This window comes from Rhodococcus sp. IEGM 1306 (assembly GCF_036541985.1).
Classification (GTDB): domain Bacteria; phylum Actinomycetota; class Actinomycetes; order Mycobacteriales; family Mycobacteriaceae; genus Rhodococcus_F; species Rhodococcus_F qingshengii.
Genome location: NZ_JAZHFF010000003.1, coordinates 459,086 through 478,981, shown reverse-complemented (window position 1 = coordinate 478,981; position 19,896 = coordinate 459,086). Strand labels below are relative to the sequence as shown.

General features: G+C 61.4%; 16 protein-coding genes and 1 pseudogene. 9 read left to right on the top strand and 8 right to left on the bottom strand.

The annotated features are described in order from the left end of the window. Positions 1–31: 31 nt before the first annotated feature. On the top strand, positions 32–1,057 hold the full coding sequence (locus tag V3587_RS11760) for a hypothetical protein (RefSeq protein WP_283376497.1): 1,026 nt from the start codon (positions 32–34) through the stop codon (positions 1,055–1,057). Here V3587_RS11760 and V3587_RS11755 read toward each other — a convergent pair. The 3 genes from V3587_RS11755 to V3587_RS11745 form a co-directional block, all read right to left on the bottom strand. Next, on the bottom strand, positions 1,054–1,935 hold the full coding sequence (locus V3587_RS11755; RefSeq protein ID WP_124568945.1) for an A/G-specific adenine glycosylase: 882 nt from the start codon (positions 1,933–1,935) through the stop codon (positions 1,054–1,056). The two genes, V3587_RS11760 and V3587_RS11755, sit on opposite strands and share 4 nt — an antisense overlap. 150 nt (positions 1,936–2,085) lie before the next feature. Then, complete coding sequence (locus V3587_RS11750) at positions 2,086–3,447, bottom strand: MFS transporter (protein ID WP_095970860.1); 1,362 nt, start codon at positions 3,445–3,447, stop codon at positions 2,086–2,088. Positions 3,448–4,030: 583 nt separating this feature from the next. Beyond that, complete coding sequence (locus tag V3587_RS11745) at positions 4,031–4,618, bottom strand: TetR/AcrR family transcriptional regulator (protein ID WP_283376498.1); 588 nt, start codon at positions 4,616–4,618, stop codon at positions 4,031–4,033. Between the two features lie 176 nt (positions 4,619–4,794). Here V3587_RS11745 and V3587_RS11740 point away from each other — a divergent pair, with 176 nt between their 5' ends. Beyond that, entirely contained in the window at positions 4,795–5,646 is an 852-nt protein-coding gene (locus tag V3587_RS11740; RefSeq protein ID WP_411742236.1) for a crotonase/enoyl-CoA hydratase family protein, read from the top strand. 42 nt (positions 5,647–5,688) lie between these two features. Here the strand turns inward: V3587_RS11740 and V3587_RS11735 are convergent, their stop codons facing one another. Beyond that, complete coding sequence (locus tag V3587_RS11735) at positions 5,689–6,693, bottom strand: AraC family transcriptional regulator (RefSeq protein ID WP_283376500.1); 1,005 nt, start codon at positions 6,691–6,693, stop codon at positions 5,689–5,691. Between the two features lie 114 nt (positions 6,694–6,807). Here V3587_RS11735 and V3587_RS11730 point away from each other — a divergent pair, with 114 nt between their 5' ends. The 7 genes and pseudogenes from V3587_RS11730 (at position 6,808) to V3587_RS11700 (ending at position 14,638) form a co-directional block, all read left to right on the top strand. Continuing rightward, on the top strand, positions 6,808–8,262 hold the full coding sequence (locus V3587_RS11730; RefSeq protein ID WP_283376501.1) for an aldehyde dehydrogenase: 1,455 nt from the start codon (positions 6,808–6,810) through the stop codon (positions 8,260–8,262). 13 nt (positions 8,263–8,275) lie between these two features. After that, positions 8,276–9,067 carry a maleylpyruvate isomerase N-terminal domain-containing protein gene (locus tag V3587_RS11725; protein ID WP_283376502.1) on the top strand — a complete coding sequence of 264 codons (792 nt, stop codon included), beginning with the start codon at positions 8,276–8,278 and terminating at the stop codon, positions 9,065–9,067. Positions 9,068–9,107: 40 nt separating this feature from the next. Further along, positions 9,108–9,944: an SDR family oxidoreductase gene (locus tag V3587_RS11720; protein WP_283376503.1), complete on the top strand. Its 837-nt coding sequence runs from the start codon at positions 9,108–9,110 to the stop codon at positions 9,942–9,944. Between the two features lie 199 nt (positions 9,945–10,143). Next, positions 10,144–11,112 carry an NADPH:quinone oxidoreductase family protein gene (locus tag V3587_RS11715; protein WP_283376504.1) on the top strand — a complete coding sequence of 323 codons (969 nt, stop codon included), beginning with the start codon at positions 10,144–10,146 and terminating at the stop codon, positions 11,110–11,112. Between the two features lie 57 nt (positions 11,113–11,169). Further along, positions 11,170–12,713 (top strand): annotated as a pseudogene (locus V3587_RS11710) (acyl-CoA synthetase). Beyond that, on the top strand, positions 12,710–13,804 hold the full coding sequence (locus V3587_RS11705) for a CaiB/BaiF CoA transferase family protein (protein WP_283376505.1): 1,095 nt from the start codon (positions 12,710–12,712) through the stop codon (positions 13,802–13,804). Before V3587_RS11710 ends, V3587_RS11705 begins: the two are co-directional and overlap by 4 nt. Before the next feature lie 57 nt (positions 13,805–13,861). Continuing rightward, on the top strand, positions 13,862–14,638 hold the full coding sequence (locus V3587_RS11700; protein WP_283376506.1) for an enoyl-CoA hydratase: 777 nt from the start codon (positions 13,862–13,864) through the stop codon (positions 14,636–14,638). Between the two features lie 78 nt (positions 14,639–14,716). Here the strand turns inward: V3587_RS11700 and V3587_RS11695 are convergent, their stop codons facing one another. The 4 genes from V3587_RS11695 to V3587_RS11680 form a co-directional block, all read right to left on the bottom strand. Then, on the bottom strand, positions 14,717–15,868 hold the full coding sequence (locus V3587_RS11695; protein ID WP_124568935.1) for an acyl-CoA dehydrogenase family protein: 1,152 nt from the start codon (positions 15,866–15,868) through the stop codon (positions 14,717–14,719). 16 nt (positions 15,869–15,884) lie between these two features. Continuing rightward, positions 15,885–16,868 (bottom strand): NAD(P)H-dependent flavin oxidoreductase, encoded by a 984-nt coding sequence (locus tag V3587_RS11690; protein WP_166810833.1) that lies wholly within the window; start codon positions 16,866–16,868, stop codon positions 15,885–15,887. Between the two features lie 32 nt (positions 16,869–16,900). Continuing rightward, on the bottom strand, positions 16,901–18,307 hold the full coding sequence (locus tag V3587_RS11685) for a 4-hydroxyphenylacetate 3-hydroxylase N-terminal domain-containing protein (protein WP_124568933.1): 1,407 nt from the start codon (positions 18,305–18,307) through the stop codon (positions 16,901–16,903). A 121-nt stretch (positions 18,308–18,428) separates the two neighbouring features. After that, positions 18,429–19,868, bottom strand: a complete 1,440-nt coding sequence (locus tag V3587_RS11680) for an aldehyde dehydrogenase (protein WP_283376507.1) — start codon at positions 19,866–19,868, stop codon at positions 18,429–18,431. Positions 19,869–19,896: the final 28 nt, after the last annotated feature.

Genomic DNA, 19,896 nt, shown 5'->3' with positions numbered 1-19,896 from the left:
CCCGTAACGGCAACAGTCTATGGAGGATCCAGTGCGTGAAAGCCTGGGCGTTGTATTCGAAAACGAGTCAATTTCAACAGCTCTCGTAGATGCGGACACACCCCTTCTGGGCTCGATCGACGAGTTCCGTCACCCCTGGGGTGCAGACGGGACCGTTCCCTCTCCGCAAGCGTCGGCACGCGCGCTCGCGTCCGCTGCCGAGGTCGCCACCGGCCGGGCCCTGCGCTCGAATCTGTGTCCCACAGTCGTCGGGGTTGTGTGCGAGCGTGCGGACGTGCGTGACCTCGTTCCGGATTCGTTGTCCTCCAGTTCTTTCGAGAACGTGGAGTTGGTCAACGGTCTCGACGCTCGGCTCGCCTACCTGCGGGCGGTCGACGCTCTGAATGGTGTTTCGCCGATTCTCGTGTTCTGGCCGGACGGCGGTGAGACCGTGATCGCGGCCGTCGACCCGAGTGCCGGTGTCGTGGACTCGGCGCACCGTTACGACACCGCCGAGTTGCTTACAGACAGCTCGACATTTGCTGCGACATTGGACCTCCTCGTCGCCGAACGAGACCCGGTGCCCAAGATGCTCGTCGCGATGCTCGTGAAGGAAGAGTCTCGGCAGCCGTCCGCCGAAGCCGCTGAACTGGCAGGTCTCGGCTTCCTGTTTCTCGGCGAGCGGACCCAACTCGCGATTGGCGCTGCGCTGGTGGCGGCCGATCGGGGAGCTGACGTTCGGTCCGGTGGCGGCATGGCTGTCCGGCCCGTCAACAGGATCCGGTGGGCGGCGGCAATAGTCCTGCCACTTCTGCTCATGCTGACGGGGTTGCTGATCGCGCTGTCTCCAGACGGGTCGCGCGCGGTGTCCACCGATCGTCCGAACGTCGGCGCGGAGCCGGCGACCTCGACCAGTGGACCTCCGCCCGGCGCCGCCCTACCGATTCCGGCTCGGACCCCTTGCGACCCGGCGGTACCTGCCGTTCCTGCTGCACTGCGGCGTTCTGATCCGGACGTCGCACCGCCTCAGGCCGACGAACCCGCAGCCGAAGAATGCAACCCGATGCGAGTCGGTTAAGCCGTACCCTCTCCGGCCAGCGCAAACAGGCCGTCATCCGTCTGCTCGACCAGTCCGTCGACGAGCAGGGAATGCAGTGCGCGGTCACGCTGACCCGGATCGTTCGGCCAGACGATGTCGAGTTGCGCGCGTTCGACCGGACGGTGACTCTCACGAAGAACGGCCATCAATTTTCCACGTACCTGGCGATCGGTTCCCGCGAACTTCTGCACCTTCTTCGGCGGTCCGGTGTGTGCCGGTTTGCCCGAAGCGACCCAGGCGCAGTTCGGCAACGGGCAGTTTTCGCAGTTCGGCGTCCGCGCAGTGCAGATCAGTGCGCCGAGTTCCATGAGAGCTGCGCTGTAGGTGGCTGCGCGCGCTCGCGTCCGCGGCAGCAGCGCCGCGACATCGGCCAGGTCGCGTGTGTTGGACGGATTGCCTGGTTCGGCGTTGCCATGGACGGCTCGTGCGACAACGCGTCGTACGTTGGTGTCCACCACCGGCACTCGCTGTCCGTAGGCGAAGCACGCCACGGCGCGGGCGGTGTAGGAACCGATCCCCGGCAGCGAGAGCAGGATGTCGACATCTTCGGGCACCACGTCACCGTGCTCGGCAGCCAGGACGCCCGCGCATTCGTGAAGCCGCAGCGCGCGTCGTGGGTAACCGAGTTTGCCCCAAGCGCGAAGCACTTCTGCCTGACTCGACGCCGCCATCGCCGACGGAACCGGCCAGCGCTGCACCCACTCTTCCCAGATGGGCGCGACACGCACCACCGGCGTCTGCTGGAGCATGATCTCGCTCATCAGGATCTGCCAGGCACTGACGCCCTCGCGTCGCCACGGCAGATCACGGGCCGTATCGGAGTACCACTCGAGCAGCACCGAAGATTCCACTGCCACCGCTACCGACACACCCCTCGAACCTGCGCTCCCGGTCGACGAAGGACACGTCGACGTCTGGAGGTCACTTTATCGGCAGTGACCGACAGTCATTTCTCGTGCCCGAAAACCGGGAGGGAGTGGCATCGAGACCACTCACCCCCGGTTGAATCACGATGCGTACTGAGCGTTCGCAGTCTCCACTCGTGTGCCTACGACTGGCGAGCGTCCGGAGTATCGGCGAACGATCACGTAGAGGCAGATCAATCCGATGGCACCGGCAGCGGCGAGGAAGGAACCGACTTTCCATGCGTTGTCCGGATTGCCGTTGATCAGCATCACCATGATCATCGGAGCGAAACCTCCGATGATTGCGGAGATCTGATAGCCGAGTGAAGCGCCCGAGAATCGAATCTCCGGTGGGAACAGTTCAGCGAAGAGCGTTCCCTGCGTACCGGTTTGGAGGGACATTGCCACCACGCCGACGATAACCGCGACGGCAAACGGCCAGATCGTGTCCGGGCTGGACCCACCGATCATCAGCCACATCGGGATACCCCAGAGCATCATGGCTGCGGTGCCGAGGCCGAAGACGAGTTTGCGACCGTAGAGGTCGGACAGGTATCCCGCCAGCGGAACCAGGGGAATCTGTATTGCGCATGCGATCAGGATGTAGGTGAGGACCGTCGACCGCGGTATCTCCAGGTAGGTGGTCGCGAACTGAACCGACCCGGTGATCATCGTGTAGAAGAAAATCACGCCGATGGCATTGGCGCCCGCTGCAGCGAGGACGGTGCCCGGGTTTTTCTTGAGAACTTCGAGGATGGGGGATTTCCGAACTACCGGCGATTCGGCCAGTTTTTCAGCGAGCGCTTTGAACTCGGGCGTCTCTTCGAGATAGCGGTGGATGAGGAATGCCACAGGAAGCATGATCAAGCTGATCCAGAACGGGATCCTCCATCCCCACGAAAGGAACGAATCAGCCGCGAGAGTTGCTGTCAGAACCAGGAACACGATATTGCCCAGCACCACACCGATCGGAACACCGAGTTGGGCGAAGCTACCGAAGAGCCCGCGGCGGTTTGCCGGTGCGTTCTCGGTGGCAAGCAATACGGCTCCGCCCCACTGTGCTCCCACGGCCAAGCCCTGACAGATTCGCAGCGTCACGAGGATGGCCGGGGCAAGCCACACGACATTGGTATTGGGTACGAAACCGACCAAGGAGGTTGCCACAGCCATCAGAACCACGGCGGCAACGAGCACGGGCTTTCGTCCGTACCGGTCACCGAAATGACCGGCGAGCACTCCACCGATGGGACGGGCGATGAATCCGACTGCGACGGTGGCAAACGAACTCATTGCAGCGACCACCTCGCTGTCGGTGGCGAAGAACGTCGAGTTGAACACGAGCGCAGCGGCAGTCGCGTAGATGAAGAAGTCGTACCACTCCAGGGAAGTGGAGATCGCGGCTGCAAAGGACGCGCGCCGAGATCTGCCCGGGCGCTCCACCGCAGATTCGGTGTTGTTGGTCATCGCGATTCGCTCTCTGTGGGGTCGTTCAGGTGAGTTCGGTCAGGACGTGAGTTGCGGCAAGTTCGGTGTGCAGGCGACGCAATATCCAAGTGCAAGTGCGAACTTCGATACGAGAAGTCATATCTCGCCATCGTTGCCCTACGGGAGGCGCTCGGACATTCGGGTGGCGAAGGCGTCCACCTCGAGGCAGTCGGCGAGGTGCGCAGTGTCTCGCGTGGCAATGCGGAGGTGCTCATGTTGCCCGCACTCCTTCGTTCCAATTTGCCAAACGATCGTTCGGCTGCGAGCCATCATTGACCTAACGATCGTTAAATGTCAATAGTCGAGAAAAGTGCACTTTTGCAGCGGATTTCTCCGCGTGTGCCGTGCGTTCCGGAATCTGTTGCCAAACGATCGTTCGCCTGAGATGATGATTCGTCAGTGATGTAGATCTCAGGAATGGGGATATCAATTCGAGCAGTGGGTGTGCGGACGCACGTCGAGGCGCGCTGGTCTCGCACATCGACGGCATTTCGTGGCTTCGGCCCTGCGGCGTTGCAGCCCTACGTGCTTTCAGCCCTTCTCGGCGGAGGTGTCGCCCAGCTCAGCTTGATTCGACCATCGCGGTCGCCAATGCGCAGTAGCGAGACGCGATATCTTCCGCATTCATCGGTCCGTCGGCGCGCCACCACACACAGACCTGCTGCCCCATGTTGATAATGGCGCGCACGGCATCCCGGGGAAATGGAGTGTGGAAAGTACCTTCTTCAATTCCGCGCTCGATGACGTCGCGAAACATGCTTTCCTGCTCGTCACGCAGGGTTACGACCAGACGGTGCCCCGATTCGTCCAAGCTGCGCAATTCGGTCGCTCCTACGAGGGCGTCTTCGCGCCTGGTCGTATGGAACATGACCCAAGCGCGGACGAGTGCTTGTAGTTGGTCTTTCGGATCGCCGCCGGAGCGCAGCAGTGCACTACGGGTCATGCTGTTGGCGTCGTGCAGCGCCCGAATCATGATTTCCTGAAGTATTTCCTGCTTCGATTTGAAATGGTGGTAGATGGACGCGACAGTGAGATCGGCGCCGGCGGAGATGTCTCGCATGGACGTCCCGTGATAGCCGCGCTCGTTCATGTTTCGGACAGCGGAATCGAGTATGAGTTGCCGGACAACGACAGTCTTCGCCCCACTCATTGTTCGGTTCCTTCTCATTTCCTCGGTGCCTGCGTCCTGCCCAGCTTAGAGCCGAACAGTCGCGGGACACACCTGATGGAAAGACACCGCCTTGAACTGCGTATATGGGCAGAACTGGCGATTATCGTTCGCTAATCGCCACCAAGAGAAAAGAGGGACCTGTGGAACACATATCGATGAGTATCGAAGACGGTATCGCCGTGATCACCCTTGATCGACCGGACAAGCTGAACGCATTCACCACGACGATGGAAAACGAGCTCATCGAAGCGTTCGACGCCACCGACGCGAACGACGCTGTGCGTGCGGTGATCCTGACGGGAGCGGGCCGTGCGTTCTGCGCGGGGGCAGATCTGTCCTCGGGAGCAGAGACGTTCTCCGAATGGAGCGCCGAGTCGAACGGAAATGACGCGAACGGTGTCGATCTACGTCGGGACGGCGGCGGACGCGTCGTCCTGCGGATGTTCGATTCACTGAAGCCGATCATTGCGGCCATCAACGGACCGGCCGTCGGCGTGGGCATCACCATGACTCTTGCGGCCGACTTTCGCTTGGCCGCCGACGACGCCAGGATGGGTTTCGTCTTCAATCGGCGAGGACTCGTGCCCGAGTCGTGTTCGTCATGGTTGCTGCCGAAACTGGTTCCGCTCCAGCGAGCCCTCGACTGGATCTACTCCGGACGGATCTTCACTGCCGCGGAAGCATTTTCGGCCGGGTTGGTCTACCGACTGCATTCGCGCGAAGATCTTCTCGGGGAGGCGACGGCGCTCGCTCACAGCCTGACCCATGACACCGCGCCGGTATCGGTTGCCCTGTCGCGTCAGATGGTCTGGCGCATGCTGGGAGTCGAACACCCCATGGTCGCGCATCGCGTCGAGAGCATCGGAATCAATGCTCGCGGTGCTCAGGCTGACGTTCGTGAAGGTATCGCGGCGTTTCTGGAAAAGCGAGAGGCGGTATTCCCCGACCGTTGCAGTGACGCAATGCCGGATCTGTTCTCGTCCCATCTCCCACGCCCCCGGTGGTGAGCCGCTACGACCTTCGAACCGTTGGCGTCGTGGCTCATGCGGTCAACCGCCGCGGCGGGTAAGTTCCCTCCGCTTCTTCAGGGGCGTTGTGGAGAACCAACGCCTACAGCTTCGAGTGAGGGTGCTCGGTTCGGAATAGCCGAGTTGGCGTGACACTTCGGAGAGGGACACGTCTCTGTTCGAGAGAAGGCTGCGAGCGAGTTCGCGTCGTGAATCGTCGACGAGCGATTCGAACGCCTTGCCTTCCAACGCCAATCGTCTCTGCAGTGTTCGTGGGTGCAGCATCATCAAAGTCGCGACTTGCTTCAGTGTGGCTGCACCCGCAGGCAGGGAACGCACGATCACAGCCGACACCGCGTCGTGGAACGCCACATCCGGATCTCGACCTGCCATGAAACGCACGGCTAAGTCGTAGGCCATCGGATCCACCCGGGGCAGGTGGCGATGCATGACTCCGCGCGGAAAGGTCAACAGGTTCCGATCCGAGCTGAACTCGACAGAACAACCGAAAAACTCTACGTACCTGCGCAGTTCGGAGATGCGTGGATGTTGAAACGAGATGTGCGTCGGATGGAAGTCCGCGCCCGCCATCATCCGGAACGTCTGAAGTGTCACGCCCATCGCCAGTTCCACGACGTGGGACCGATACGGAAGTCGATGCAGCACGGTATCGATCCCGTAGGACACCTCGGTGTCGCCGACTGTCAGATCTACCGCCAACGCCGGGCTGTACACGTGCGCGTATCGGGCGACGTCGTGCAATGCATCTCCGATTGTCTCGGCACTGCGGGCCGCGATGGCGACCGGACCGAGAATGTCCGGGTCCTGTTTGCCCGCGAGTCTGAGTGCGAAGTCCGGCGCCTCCAACTCATCCGCACAGAGTCCGAGCAGTGTGGACAAGGCACTGAACGGCAAGAAGTGGTCGTACGCGCCGATGACGGCCGGATCGACGCCCACACGGTCGAGGAATTCGTACGGATCTCCGCCGAGTTCGGAGATCAACTCGGGCAGTCGTGTCAGCGACGAGGCACTGATCAGATCGGCCATGTGTCGAAATGTAAATAAATTGGCGCATCATGTCAATTTTCTCGTCGGTTGGGCAGTGATGATCAACACAGGTTGGCTGGTTCAACGTCGAGCGCCATCCCTGGAGGAGCCACAATGACAACACTCACCGACCGCACTGCACTGTTCATCGACGGACTGTGGAGAGCGCCGGACACTTCCGAAATCATCCGAGTCGTATCACCTTTCACGGAGCAACAGATAGGCTCGTTCCCCGCATCCGTATCGACGGACGTCGACGCAGCTGTATCAGCGGCTCGAAAAGCATTGCGACGGAACGACTGGTCCGATCTTTCCCCTGTCGAACGTGCGCGTGTCATCCGCAGGTTCGCCGACGAACTCGAGAAACGATCCGAGGACCGCGCGGCGACGGTCACTCACCAGAACGGCATGCCCATCGAGCTCGCCCGTTTCGCCGAGGGGGCAGCGCCCGTCCAGCTTTTGCGCTATTACGCAGGCCTCGCCGAGTCGATGCCTACCGAAGAACGACGGGCCAGCCAACCGATGCCAGGCACGACAATCGTGCGACGCGAGCCGATCGGTGTCGTTGCCGCCATTGCGCCCTGGAACTTCCCGGCTGTGCTTTCGATGTTCAAGATCGCCCCGGCTCTTGCTGCGGGATGCACCGTCGTTCTGAAACCCTCTCCCGAAACCACCTTGGACTCCTACATATTGGCCGAGGCCGCCATTGCGGCAGAACTCCCCGAGGGTGTCATCAACATCGTGACTGGCGGACCGGAGATCGGTCAGTATCTCGTGTCGCATCCCGGGATCGACAAGGTCGCGTTCACGGGATCCACTGCGGCCGGTCGACACATCGGCACGGTGTGCGGCGGAATGCTTCGCCCCGTTACCTTGGAATTGGGTGGCAAGTCGGCGGCCCTGGTCCTCGACGACGCGGATGTCGAGGAGACGGTAACCGGTCTGGCAACTGCATCCCTGCTCAACAGTGGGCAGACGTGCTATATGTCGACTCGAATCTTGGTTCCCCGCAGCCGTAGTCGGACGTACGTCGACGCCATCACCGCGATGGCGGAGGGTCTGCAGGTCGGCGATCCGATGGAACCGTCGACGTTCGTCGGCCCGTTGGTGAGCGCGAGGCAACAGGACCGTGTGCTGTCCTTGATCGACCAGGGACGCTCGGAAGGCGGAACTGTCACCACGGGTGGCGGACGCCCCACCGACCTCGACACCGGATTCTTCGTGCAGCCCACGGTGTTCGCCGATGTCGACAACGGCAGCACCATCGCGCGGCAGGAAGTATTCGGGCCGGTGCTGTCAGTCATTTCATACGACGACGTCGATGAGGCTGTCGCGCTTGCCAACAACTCCGAGTACGGCCTCGGTGGGACTGTATGGACCTCCGACGAGGAACGCGGTATCGCAATTGCTCGACGCGTCGAGACAGGCTCGTTCGGTGTCAACACCTTCAACCTCGACTGGGGTTCACCGTTCGGTGGCGTCAAAGCCAGCGGCTTGGGTCGTGAACTCGGTCCCGAAGGGCTTGCGGCGTATCAGCAACTCAAATCCATTTTCCTCGCATCCTCGTAAGAATCGAGCCACCATGTCCGACGCAGGACTCGCCGGCGCTCGTGCGCTGGCAGAAAACACCGTGAAGATAGCCGAGCAATTCGGGACTACCGAGTGGGAAGCGGACAGTGCGTGCCACGGTTGGCGCGTCCACGACCTCATCGGTCACATGGCGTTCTTCTTCAACTTCATCGCCGACCCGGATCTGGTGTTCCCGCCGAACCCCAGTGGAAAGTCCGAGCGGCTCAACGACGCTGCCGTCCGCGAGCGTGCCGATCTACCGCACGAGCAGATCCTGGACTACTACCGGGAGCAATCCGAAGCGGGGCTCGCGACGTTGGCCGCGCTGCAGACAGAGGAGCTTCGCAACAACACACTCGAGATGCTCGACCTCGGGACTTATCGCCTGCATCAGCTCAGTGACGCGGTGTCGTTCGACCATCTCGTCCATTTGACGTCGGATCTTCTGGCGCCGTTCGGACCGATTCCTCACGGTGAGATCGACGTGGCGGCCGCAGTCGATCCGGCGATCGACTGGATGGTTGCTGGGCTCCCGCAGATGTGCGGCGAAGCTGTCGCCACCGCGTTGACATCGCCTGTGGCACTGCGCCTCAACGGCGCCACCGAGCGCACTTTCGTCATCTCTCATTGCGATGGGGGAGTGACCGTCACCGAATCTGACGACGTGCCGGAGAACGTCGCGACCACCCAAGCCGCCGAATTTCTGCGGTGGGGGACCACCCGATCTGCATGGCGGTCTGCCGTCGAGGTTTCCGGCGACCGCAAGACCGTCGCCGCAGTCCTCGATGCCATCGACATCGTCTGACCCACACCGAACCCGAAATCCAGAACAAGAGGAAACAGTTATGTCTCAGTACTTGCAGGACAAGGTCATTCTCATCACCGGTGCAGGGGGTGGGTTCGGTCAACTCATCGCCGAGAAGGTGGCTGCGCAGGGCGCGAAAGTCGTCGGCGTGGACATCAACGAGGCGGGCCTGAAGACTGTGTTCGGCGGTATCGCGGCCGCGGGATTCACCGGCACCTACAAGGTTGCCGACGTCACCGACATGGATCAGGTCATCGCCGCGGCGCAGCACGGCATTTCGGAGTACGGAGCGCTCGACGTACTCGTCAACAATGCGGGCGTCATGCCTCTCGCATATTTCGCCGATCACGAACGAGCGTGGCAGAAGTGGCACAAGGCAATCGACATCAATATCAAGGGCGTCGTCAACGGAATCTCTGCGGTATACGACCAGATGATCGAGCAGGGTCGCGGTCAAGTCGTCAACATCTCGTCGATCTTCGGAAACGCCGGCGTCGACGGTTCCGGCGTCTACAGCGCAACCAAGGCTGCAGTCACCACGATCTCGGATTCACTGCGAATCGAAGCCAAGGGCAAGATCAAGGTGACGACTGTCAAGCCCACGGGTGTGACAGGAACGAACTTGGCGAGCTGGATCGTCAACGAGAACGCGATCCTCGGTCTCACCGGTCAACGTGCGGGTACCTACATGGCGAACGTCGGGCACCTGGCCGACGGCACCCTCAGCCCCGGGCAGAAGGATGTCGACTCCATCGAATACTGGCTGATCAAGCCCGACGACCTGGCCGACGCTGTCGTTCACATCATCGATCAACCGTGGGGTATCAGCATCAGTGACATAACCGTCCGCGCCAGCGGCGAGGATTACCTGTACTGACTACCTGATCGAAAGCCGCGCTCTGCCGGTGTGGCTGCGCAAACCTCGCAGAAGACTGCAGTCCGGGACGTTCCGTGGTCGAGCGCCATTGCCATGGCATTGCCTGCCGTCGTAGAGTCTTACTTAACGATCGTTAAGCTGTTGCCGTGGAGGACTCCGTTTGCCGAGGAAGTCGCCGGAATCAGTCCGAGGAGTTTGAATGAAAGCAGTCCACTTGGTGGAGGCGACGGGGCCCGAAGGTTTGTCGTTGGTCGATGTCGACGAACCTGTCGATCCCGCACGGGTGGTAGTTGATTTGCACACCGCCGGCGTGAGTTTCCCTGATCTTCTCCAGACCACGGGCGGCTACCAAATGGTGCGCGAACTACCGTGCGTACCAGGGATTGAAGGTGCCGGTACCGTTCGGAGCGCGCCGCCAGGGTCAGGCTTCGTGCCCGGGCGGCGCGTGGCCGTGCTGACGACCGGGGAAGGCTCGTGGCAGCAGACCGTTGCGGTCGAGCCGTCCAATGTCTTCGCTCTGCCTGATGTGGTCTCGCTCTCGGCCGGTTCGGGATTTCTCCTGAATTATCTGACCGCGCACTTCGCCCTCGACGAACGTGCGCGATACCTTGCCGGCGAGACCGTCCTGATTCACGGCGCGGCCGGTGGGTTGGGTACTGCCGCGTTGCATGTCGCGTCTGCGCTCGGTCTGGAGACGGTCGCTGTCGTGAGTACGGGCGAGAAGGAGAGAATCGCCGCGGAGTCCGGGGCAACGCACGTCGTGTCGGTCGACGGGTGGAAGGAACGCGTCCAACGGATTACGAATGGGCGCGGTGTCGACATCATTCTCGATCCGGTCGGTGGTGACCGCTTCACGGACAGCCTGCGCAGCCTTGCGCCGAACGGTCGCCTGGTCGTTTTGGGATTCACCGGCGGTGATATTCCCACGGTCAAGGTGAATCGACTTCTCCTGAAGAATATTTCGGTGACGGGTGCAGGATGGGGTGAATATCTGAAAACCGATCCCCGGTATCTACAGCGTCAATGGCAGGAGCTCTATCCCCTGCTCGGGTCGGGAGCTCTGAGGGTGCCCGAGCCCACCCTCTACCCCTTGGCGCGTGCTGCCGATGCACTGACGTCGTTGAGCGAGCGCACGGCGGTAGGAAAAGTCGCGCTTTCTCTCGAATGATCTCCACACGAACAACTTTGTGAACAAGACCTCAGCGAACGAACCTTGGAGTGAACCATGTATCCCGGAGCGTATGTTGCGACAAACCCGGACAAGGCCGCGGTGATCGTTGCCGAGACCGGTGAAGCGGTGACGTTCGCGCAACTGGAATCGAATTCGATTCGGATTGCGCGAGTTCTCCACGGACTCGGGTTGCGGCGGGGCGACAACCTGGCCGTACTCGCCACCAATAACGTTCAGGTCTTCGACATCTACTGGGCGGCTATGCGCTCCGGTGTCTACCTGACGATGGTGAACTGGCACCTGACCGCTCCGGAAGGTGCATATATCGTCGAGGACTGTGAGGCAAAGGTAGTCATCGTCGATGCTGCTCTGAGCGAACTGGCCGCGACATTGTCCGAACTCGTTCCCCGGCAGGTGACCAGGCTTTCCTTCGGCGGCCAACTCGACGGATACGACTCCCTCGACCGGGCGGCTGACATGGAGTCGGACGTCCCGCTCCCGGATCAGCCGCGCGGCGCCGACATGTTGTACTCGTCGGGAACCACCGGCCGTCCCAAGGGCATCAAGCCGGCTCTACCGAATCGTCAGATACAGGATCCCGGCGATCAGATGACGGCGATGAACCAAAGTGTTTGGGGTGTAACCGAAGACGACATCTATCTGTCCCCGGCGCCCCTCTATCATGCCGCTCCGCTCCGGACGTGCGCCTCGGTCCAGGCGCTGGGCGGAACCGTTGTGGTGATGAATCGGTTCGATCCGGAGAAGGCTCTGGAATACATCGAGCGTTATCGCATCACGTACAGCCAGTGGGTGCCGACAATGTTCGTGCGCCTGCTCAAACTGCCACAAGAAACGCGCGACCGTTACGACATGTCGTCTCTGCGACTCGCCGTCCACGCGGCCGCACCGTGTCCCGTCGATGTGAAGCGAAAGATGATCGATTGGTGGGGGCCGATTCTGGACGAGTACTACTCCTCGACGGAACTCAACGGCATGACCATCGTTCACTCGGACGAGTGGCTGCGGAAGCCGGGCACGGTGGGGCGGGCCTCCCTGGGAGTGCTCCACATATGCGGGGAGAACGGCGAAGATCTACCCCCCGGCGAGGTGGGTACGCTGTACTTCGAACGTGACGAGTTGCCATTCAACTATCACAATGCGCCCGAAAAGACCCAGGAGGCACAGCATCCCGCCCACCCGGCCTGGACGACTACGGGTGATGTCGGCTTCGTGGACGAGGAGGGTTACCTATTTCTGACCGACCGTAAGTCCTTCATGATCATCTCGGGCGGTGTGAACATTTATCCGCAGGAGATCGAGAACGTGCTGATCGAGCATTCCTCGGTATTGGACGCGGCGGTGATCGGGTTGCCCGACGACGAGATGGGGGAGATATGGCTGTCGTCCAGCCAGTCCCCGAAGCCGAAGCCGGCGATGCGCTTCGCGACGAACTGCTTTCTCATTTGCGCGCGCAGATCGCCAAGTACAAGCTGCCGAGGCGACTCGTGTTCAGTACGGATCTACCTCGAACTCCGACCGGGAAATTGGTCAAAGGAAAACTGCGCGATCGCTATTCAGGCAAGGTTTCCATCGGATGAGCGGCCCGTTGCACGGTGTTCGAGTGCTGGAACTCGCGGGGTTGGGTCCGGGGCCGCACGCTGCGATGATGCTTGCAGATCTCGGAGCGGACGTTGTTCGAGTCGAGCGTCCGTCCGGTGGACTCGAGATCTCGCCACGAGAGCAGGACCAACTTTTGCGTGGGAGACGGTCGGTGGAAGCCGACCTCAAGACCGAGTCAGGCCGAGAGTTGGTGAGGGCCCTCGTCTCGAAAGCCGATGTGTTCCTGGAAGGTTTTCGGCCCGGCGTGACCGAGCGGCTGGGTTTCGGCCCCGACGTGTGCACCGAACTCAACAGCCGGCTGATCTACGCACGTATGACGGGATGGGGTCAAGACGGCCCACTCGCGCAGCGGGCGGGACACGACATCACTTACCTGGCGCTGACCGGAGTCCTGCACGCTATCGGTCCGGCCGAGAAACCCACGGTTCCGCTGAACCTCGTCGGAGACTTCGGCGGTGGCTCCATGTTCTTGATCCTCGGAATCGTCTCTGCGTTGTACGAGCGAGAGCGTTCGGGCACAGGACAAGTGGTCGATGCCGCAATTGTCGACGGAACTTCGGTGTTGGCGCAGATGATGTGGTCGTTGCGAGGGAGCGGACAGTGGAGTGACTCACGTGCAACCAACCTCCTGGACGGTTCTACGCCGTTCTACGACACATACGAATGTTCGGACGGCAAGTTCGTAGCAGTCGGTGCCCTCGAACCGCAGTTCTACGCGGCGCTCCTCCAAGGCCTGGATATCGCGCCGGAATCGTTGCCCGATCAGATGGATCGAAGTGGCTGGCCCACAATCCGAGAACGGTTCACAGAGGCGTTCTCGTCGCGCACGCGAGACGCCTGGGCAGCGCTGTTCGAATCGACGGACGCTTGTGTTGCTCCTGTCCTGAGCCCCGCCGAAGCCGCGTTGCACCCGCATCTTGCCCAGCGGGGAACTCTTGTCGAAGCCGACGGAATAGTGCAGGCGGCACCCGCGCCGCGGTTCTCCCGTTCCAGGACTGTGCAGCCGTCAGGTGCCCGGCCACCCGGGGTCGATACCACCGCCGTGACGAAGGAGTGGCTGGGCGACTGAGTGGCAGATCACCTTTTGTAGCACAACTCGATCGAGTCTGACTGACAAGGAATTTCAATGACCGAAACGCGACCGGATGTCTACGCGAGCCGACACGGCGGAGTGCTCCGCATAGTCGTCAACAGGCCAGCGCGAATGAACGCGTTGACTACCGAAACCCTGGAGAGTCTTGCCACGATCTTCGTCGAGCACGCACAATCCTCGGATGTGCGGGTGGCGGTTGTCGAAGGAGAGGGCAAGGCCTTTTGCACGGGCGCGGACCTCGCGGACGTGACGTTGTCCGGTCCGCCGTCGGCGGACACGATCGATGCCGCCAATGCCTTGGTGCAGACCATTCGAGAGTTTCCGTTTCCGGTGGTCGCTGCGGTACGAGGCCCTGCGGCAGGTGTGGGTGTTTCGCTGGCTTTGGCGTGCGACCTCGTGCTCGCAGCGGAGTCGAGTTACTTTCTGCTCGCGTTCACAAAGGTGGGATTGATGCCGGACGGTGGAGCCACCGCACTGGTGGCAGCGTCGATCGGTCGCGCGCGCGCCATGCGCATGGCACTGCTGGCCGAAAGATTATCCGCTCGAGATGCTTTCGACTGCGGCCTGGTCTCACACGTGTGCGAGGACAACGCTTTCGCGGTGGAGTTGGCAGACCTGACGCACCGATTGGTCGCCGGGTCGTCCCCTGCATTTCGGTTTACCAAGAAGGCGATCAACGACGCTACGCTCACCGAACTCGGTGATGCGTTCACACGCGAGCGCTCAGGCCAGATCGACCTGTTGGGCAGTGGTGATTTCGCCGAAGGTGTTGCGGCGTTTCAGGAAAAGCGCGCAGCAGTCTTCGGATAGACGAAGCGAGAACGGTGCTTACAATGACCGTGGTCCCGAACACAGGATGTTCGGGACCACGGTCGTTCTCGGTGCTGATCAACTCTTCGCGATGTCGCGGCCGATTATCTCCTTCATGATTTCGGTGGTTCCGCCGTAGATGGTCTGGATTCGGCTGTCTACGTAGGCCCGGGCGATCGGATACTCCATCATGTAGCCGTATCCGCCGTGTAGTTGTACGCAACGATCCACGACGCGCTTCTGAAGTTCGCTGGCCCACCACTTCGCCTGTGCCGCTTCGACTGCTGACAGCTGGTCGTCGTTGATGGCCAGGACTGCGTTGTCGACGTATGCCTGTGTCACGTCGATCTCGGTCAGCATCTCGGCGAGGGCGAATCGAGTGTTCTGGAAGTCGCCGATCGGCTTTCCGAAGGCGGTGCGGTCGAACGCGTAGCCTTTGGTCCATTCGTAGGCCGCACGCGCGCAACTGATTGCGCTCACTGCGATCGACAGGCGCTCACGGGGAAGGCGCTCCATGAGATGAATGAGGCCTCCACCCTCCTCGCCCAAGAGGTTGCCTGCCGGGACTCTCACATTGTCGAACGACAACTCGGCTGTGTCCTGACCCGCGAGCCCCACCTTGTGGAGTTTGCGACCGCGGGTGAATCCGTCCATCCCACGTTCGACCACGAGGAGGCTGAATCCCCGCGACCCGGCTTCGGGATCGGTGCGCGCTGCAACGATGACGATGTCGGCGTGAATACCGCTGGTGATGAAGGTCTTCTGTCCGTTCAAGATCCAGTCGTCGCCATCTCGAACAGCCGAGGTCTTGATGCCTTGCAGATCGCTGCCGGTACCCGGCTCGGTCATCGCGATGGCGCAGATGAGTTCGCCGGCAGCCATACCCGGTAGCCAACGTGCCTTCTGCTCGTCTGTGCCGAGGTCGGCGATGTACGGAATGACGATGTCGTCCTGAAGTCCGAGTCCGGCGCCGAACGAGGTGGTACCGGTACGGGCGATCTCTTCGGCGACCACATACCGGTACCGGTAGTCGAGTTCACCCGAGCCTCCGTATTGTTCGGGGACGGCCAGACCGACGATACCCATCTTGCCGGCGGCGAGCCACGCCGATCGGTCGACGAGCCTGGCTTCTTCCCAGCTGTCGTAGTGAGGCATGATCTCGCGGGCAATGAACTCGCGCACGGTCTCTCGGTAGGCATCGTGGTCGGCTGTGAACAGTGTTCGACGCATGGGTTGCTCTCCTGTCCTAGACGGAAACGCGTTCGGTCATCGAACGCAAGCGTGCCCCGATGATGTCCTCTGCTTCGGACACCATGCGCTGGACCAACTCGTCTACGGTGGGGATGTCGTGGATCAGTCCCTGTGATGTGCCGACCGTCCAGATGCCGGCGTCGGGATCACCGGTTTCGTAGACGGTTCGCCCTCGCGCTCCTGCTACCAGGTCGCGCACATCCTCGAATTGCCCGCCGCGGGAGAGTATCTCGACAACCTCTCGGCTGACGGTGTTGCTTGCCACGCGTGCAGTGTTGCGGAGTGGTCGGAAGATCAGTTCGGTCTGTGTTTCGTCTGCGGCGACTATCGCTTCTTTGATGTTCTGGTGGATCGGAGACTCGGTGGTGCACATGAATCGTGTACCCATGTTGATGCCGTCTGCTCCGAGTGCCAGCGCGGCGACCAGACCGCGTGCATCGGCGAAGCCGCCGGAAGCGATCATGGGTATCGAAATCTTCTCTGCGGCAGCTGGAATCAAGACCAAGCCTGCGACATCGTCTTCCCCTGGATGGCCGGCGCACTCGAATCCGTCGATACTGATTCCGTCGACACCGAGATCCTGTGCCTTCACCGCATGCCTGACTGTTGTGCACTTGTGGAGCACTTTGATGCCGGCGTCATGGAAGATCGGCAGGTGAGGTGCGGGATTGGAACCTGCGGTCTCGACGATCTTCACGCCTGAGTCGACGATCACCTGGCGGTACTCGTCGTACGGCGGTGGCGTGATCGACGGCAGAATTGTGAGGTTGACGCCGAACGGTTGGTCGGTCAGGTCGCGGCATCGGGCGATTTCGTTCGCCAGGTCGGCCGGCGTCGGCTGCGTGAGTGCGGTGATGAATCCCAAGGCGCCGGCATTGGCAACGGCTGCGACGAGTTCTGCTCTGCCGACCCACTGCATTCCACCTTGGACGATGGGGTGGCGAACGCCGAATGTTTCCGTGAATGCTGTCGAGATCATGAAAATCCTTGTTGTTCTCTCGGGACGAATGGTCAGAGGTGGGCGATTCCGGCGAGGTCGCTGACGTATTCGCGTGCCCTCGTCGGATCGAAGGAGCGTGAGATCTGCAGTTTCTCGGCCTCGAGCGATCCTTCTGCGTGCGTAGCCAGGACTGACTGGTATCCGCCGTAGTCGCGGGCGGTCAGATCCGCAATGAAGTTCAACAGACGGAGACGCTTTTCGGCAGGAACTGCTGCAGCGTAGTATTTTTCGAGAACTGCACGAATTTCGGGATTGTCCCAGTCTTCACCGCCGGGGCCGGTGGCGAGGAGGCCACCTGAGAGATCGGTGAGGATGGCGACCGCGTTGTGGAATCCATGTGCGAAGTGGTATTTGGCCATGTTGACGGCAAGCGGATCTGGTTGCCGGACACCGTGTGCTCCTGGCTTCGATCGAACGGCGGCGAGTTGAGCCAGTCCACGGACGGTCTCGCTCCAGGTGATCAGCTCGGTGATCTTGCCCTTTACATGGCCTGCCTTGCTGATGCCGTTGGCCTCGGCGATCAGTGAAGCTGCTCCGACCATGATGTCGAGTAGGGGCAACTTGTAGTTGATGGCGGTGAAGCGGTGGTAATCGACAAACGCCAGCGCGAGTGGCCCGGCAAGTTCGGGTTGACGGTTGAGGAAGACTCGATTCTTCGGTACTCGGACATCGTTGAAGACGGTGAGCGATTCGAGGAGTTTGTGTTTCGTGGAGATCGGAAATTCGAAGGAGTTGCGTTCTCCGGCAGCGTAGGGAGAGACGTACAGTTCGAGACCTGGTGTGTCGATCGGGATGGCGAAGGACACTGCGTAATCGGCGTCTTCGGGGCCCATCGCGCGGGTGGGCAGCACGATCAACTCGTCGGCGTTGGCGGAGAACGAAGTATGGCACTTCGCGCCGCGCACGGTGATGGAGTCGGCGTCCTCGTCGACGATGTGCAGGTATAGGTCTGGGTCTGCCTGTTGGCGCGGTCCAAGTGACCGGTCACCCTTGACGTCGGTTTGCGCGACGGCGAGTGCGAGATCGCCGTCGCAGACCCGCTTGTAGAAAGCGCGCGCATTCTCGAGACCTTCACCCGTGGTTGCACGCAGAAGGGCGAACAACGCATCGCTACCCACCTCTTTGAGGACGATGGTTCCGCCGCCGCGCCGCGATACTTCCTCGATCAGGGCGCCGCGCCGAATCAGATCGTCCGCAGATGTCGGTGCCACGTAGAACGCGCTGACTGGGTCACCGTCGACATCGGTGACCGCGAGGTCGGGTCGATCGTCGGCGATGTCGTAGCACAATGCCGAATGATCGACTGCGAGAGTCAGTTCGGGTTCGGCGTAGACATCGGAAATCTTCTTGCCTCGGTAGAAGACTCGACGATCGTCGCTGAGCCCTTTTCGGTACTGGTCACTGGATCGCACGGCCACTGGATACTTCCTTGATCTTCTGTCGCGGTTACTGCATTGAACCTAGCTTAACGATCGTTAAGTAAGTGTGCAATCGTCGTGTGCTCGACGATTTCCGGGCACTCATGGCGCAGGTGGCGAATCAGGCCGTGGTGAAGATCGATTTGGTCTGGAAGTATGCGGCCAGGCCTTCCGGTCCGAGCTCGCGACCGATCCCGCTCGCCTTGGTGCCTCCGAACGGTGCTCCGAAATCGAGTGTGTAGCCGTTGATCCCGAACGAACCGGTATCGACTGAGCGGGCTATTTCCAACCCGCGATCGAAGTCGGCAGTCCACACGGTTCCACCGAGGCCGTACTCGGAATCGTTGGCGATTGCGATGGCCTGTGCCTCGTCGGTGTATGGAATGACAGAGAGGACGGGGCCGAAGATCTCTTCGGTTGCAATCGTGTGGTTCGCGGAGACGTTACCGAAAACGGTTGGCTCCAGGAACCATCCGCGCTCGAGTGCGCGCGGTCGTGATCCGCCGGTCGTGATCCGTGCGCCTTCCGCAGTGCCCGTGGCGATGAAGGACTCGACACGTTCGCGCTGCCCGGCGCTCACGAGAGGGCCGATGAAGGTGGTGGGGTCCAACGAGTCGCCCACCGGTAGCGACTCGACCATTGCGGTGACGGCATCGAGCACCTCCTCGTAGCGTCCTTCGGGCGCGAGAATTCTTGTCGAGGCGTAGCAGGTCTGGCCGGTGTTGATCAACGATGCCGTCGCCAAACCTGCCATCGTCGCGTCGAGGTCCGCATCGTCGAGAATGACTGCGGCGGACTTGCCGCCGAGCTCGAGCGATACCGGTCGGAGTAGTTGGCCGCAGGTTGCTCCGATGTGTCGCCCTGCAGATGTGGAGCCGGTGAAGGCGACCTTGTGCACGCCCGGATGAGCGACGAGGTACTTGCCGATGTCGGGTCCTCCGGTGACGATGTTGAGAACACCGGCAGGAAGGTCGGCCTCCATTGCGGCCTCGGCCAGGACGAACGCGTCGAGCACGGTCTCGGGCGACGGCTTCAGTACAACGGTGCATCCTGATGCGAGCGCGGGGGCGATTTTCATCATTGCGAGAAGCGAAGGGAAGTTCCACGGTGCAATCGCGGCGACAACACCGATCGGCTCTTTCCGAACAATGGTGGTTCCCGTTCCGGCCAGCGCGTTACGGTGTTCTTCGAGCTCGGTCGTGCGGGCAAGCGCGGCGTAATAGCTCAAAAGCCCTGAAGGTCCTTGTCCTTCGGCAACAGTGGAGATCGAGATCGGCATTCCGTTCTGCTGGCTGACCAATCGAGCTGTGAGATCCGCGCGACGCCCCAGGGCCGCGGCAAATCGATCCAAGGCGTCGGCTCGGTCGGCAGGCGCGAGTCGCGACCACGTCCGGAAGGCTCGGCCCGCCGCCGCGACGGCAGTATCGACGTCGTTGGGTGCGCTGTCCGGCACACTGCCGATCTTCTCCTCTGTGCTGGCCGAGTGCACCGAGATGGCGTCCGGCGTCGTCGGTGATTGCCAGGTTCCGTCGATGTAAAGGGCGGAGTGAGTCAGAGTCATGGAGGCTCCTTGCGGCCGAAGGGTGTGC

Bases quoted from the DNA above. Each gene is read 5' to 3' on its own strand.
- V3587_RS11715 (WP_283376504.1), top strand. From the start codon at position 10,144: ATGAAAGCAGTCCACTTGGTGGAGGCGACGGGGCCCGAAGGTTTGTCG.
- V3587_RS11730 (WP_283376501.1), top strand. From the start codon at position 6,808: ATGACAACACTCACCGACCGCACTGCACTGTTCATCGACGGACTGTGG.
- V3587_RS11700 (WP_283376506.1), top strand. From the start codon at position 13,862: ATGACCGAAACGCGACCGGATGTCTACGCGAGCCGACACGGCGGAGTG.
- V3587_RS11705 (WP_283376505.1), top strand. From the start codon at position 12,710: ATGAGCGGCCCGTTGCACGGTGTTCGAGTGCTGGAACTCGCGGGGTTG.
- V3587_RS11740 (WP_411742236.1), top strand. From the start codon at position 4,795: ATGAGTATCGAAGACGGTATCGCCGTGATCACCCTTGATCGACCGGAC.
- V3587_RS11680 (WP_283376507.1), bottom strand. From the start codon at position 19,868: ATGACTCTGACTCACTCCGCCCTTTACATCGACGGAACCTGGCAATCA.
- V3587_RS11735 (WP_283376500.1), bottom strand. From the start codon at position 6,693: ATGGCCGATCTGATCAGTGCCTCGTCGCTGACACGACTGCCCGAGTTG.
- V3587_RS11695 (WP_124568935.1), bottom strand. From the start codon at position 15,868: ATGCGTCGAACACTGTTCACAGCCGACCACGATGCCTACCGAGAGACC.
- V3587_RS11750 (WP_095970860.1), bottom strand. From the start codon at position 3,447: ATGACCAACAACACCGAATCTGCGGTGGAGCGCCCGGGCAGATCTCGG.
- V3587_RS11720 (WP_283376503.1), top strand. From the start codon at position 9,108: ATGTCTCAGTACTTGCAGGACAAGGTCATTCTCATCACCGGTGCAGGG.
- V3587_RS11690 (WP_166810833.1), bottom strand. From the start codon at position 16,868: ATGATCTCGACAGCATTCACGGAAACATTCGGCGTTCGCCACCCCATC.
- V3587_RS11745 (WP_283376498.1), bottom strand. From the start codon at position 4,618: ATGAGTGGGGCGAAGACTGTCGTTGTCCGGCAACTCATACTCGATTCC.
- V3587_RS11725 (WP_283376502.1), top strand. From the start codon at position 8,276: ATGTCCGACGCAGGACTCGCCGGCGCTCGTGCGCTGGCAGAAAACACC.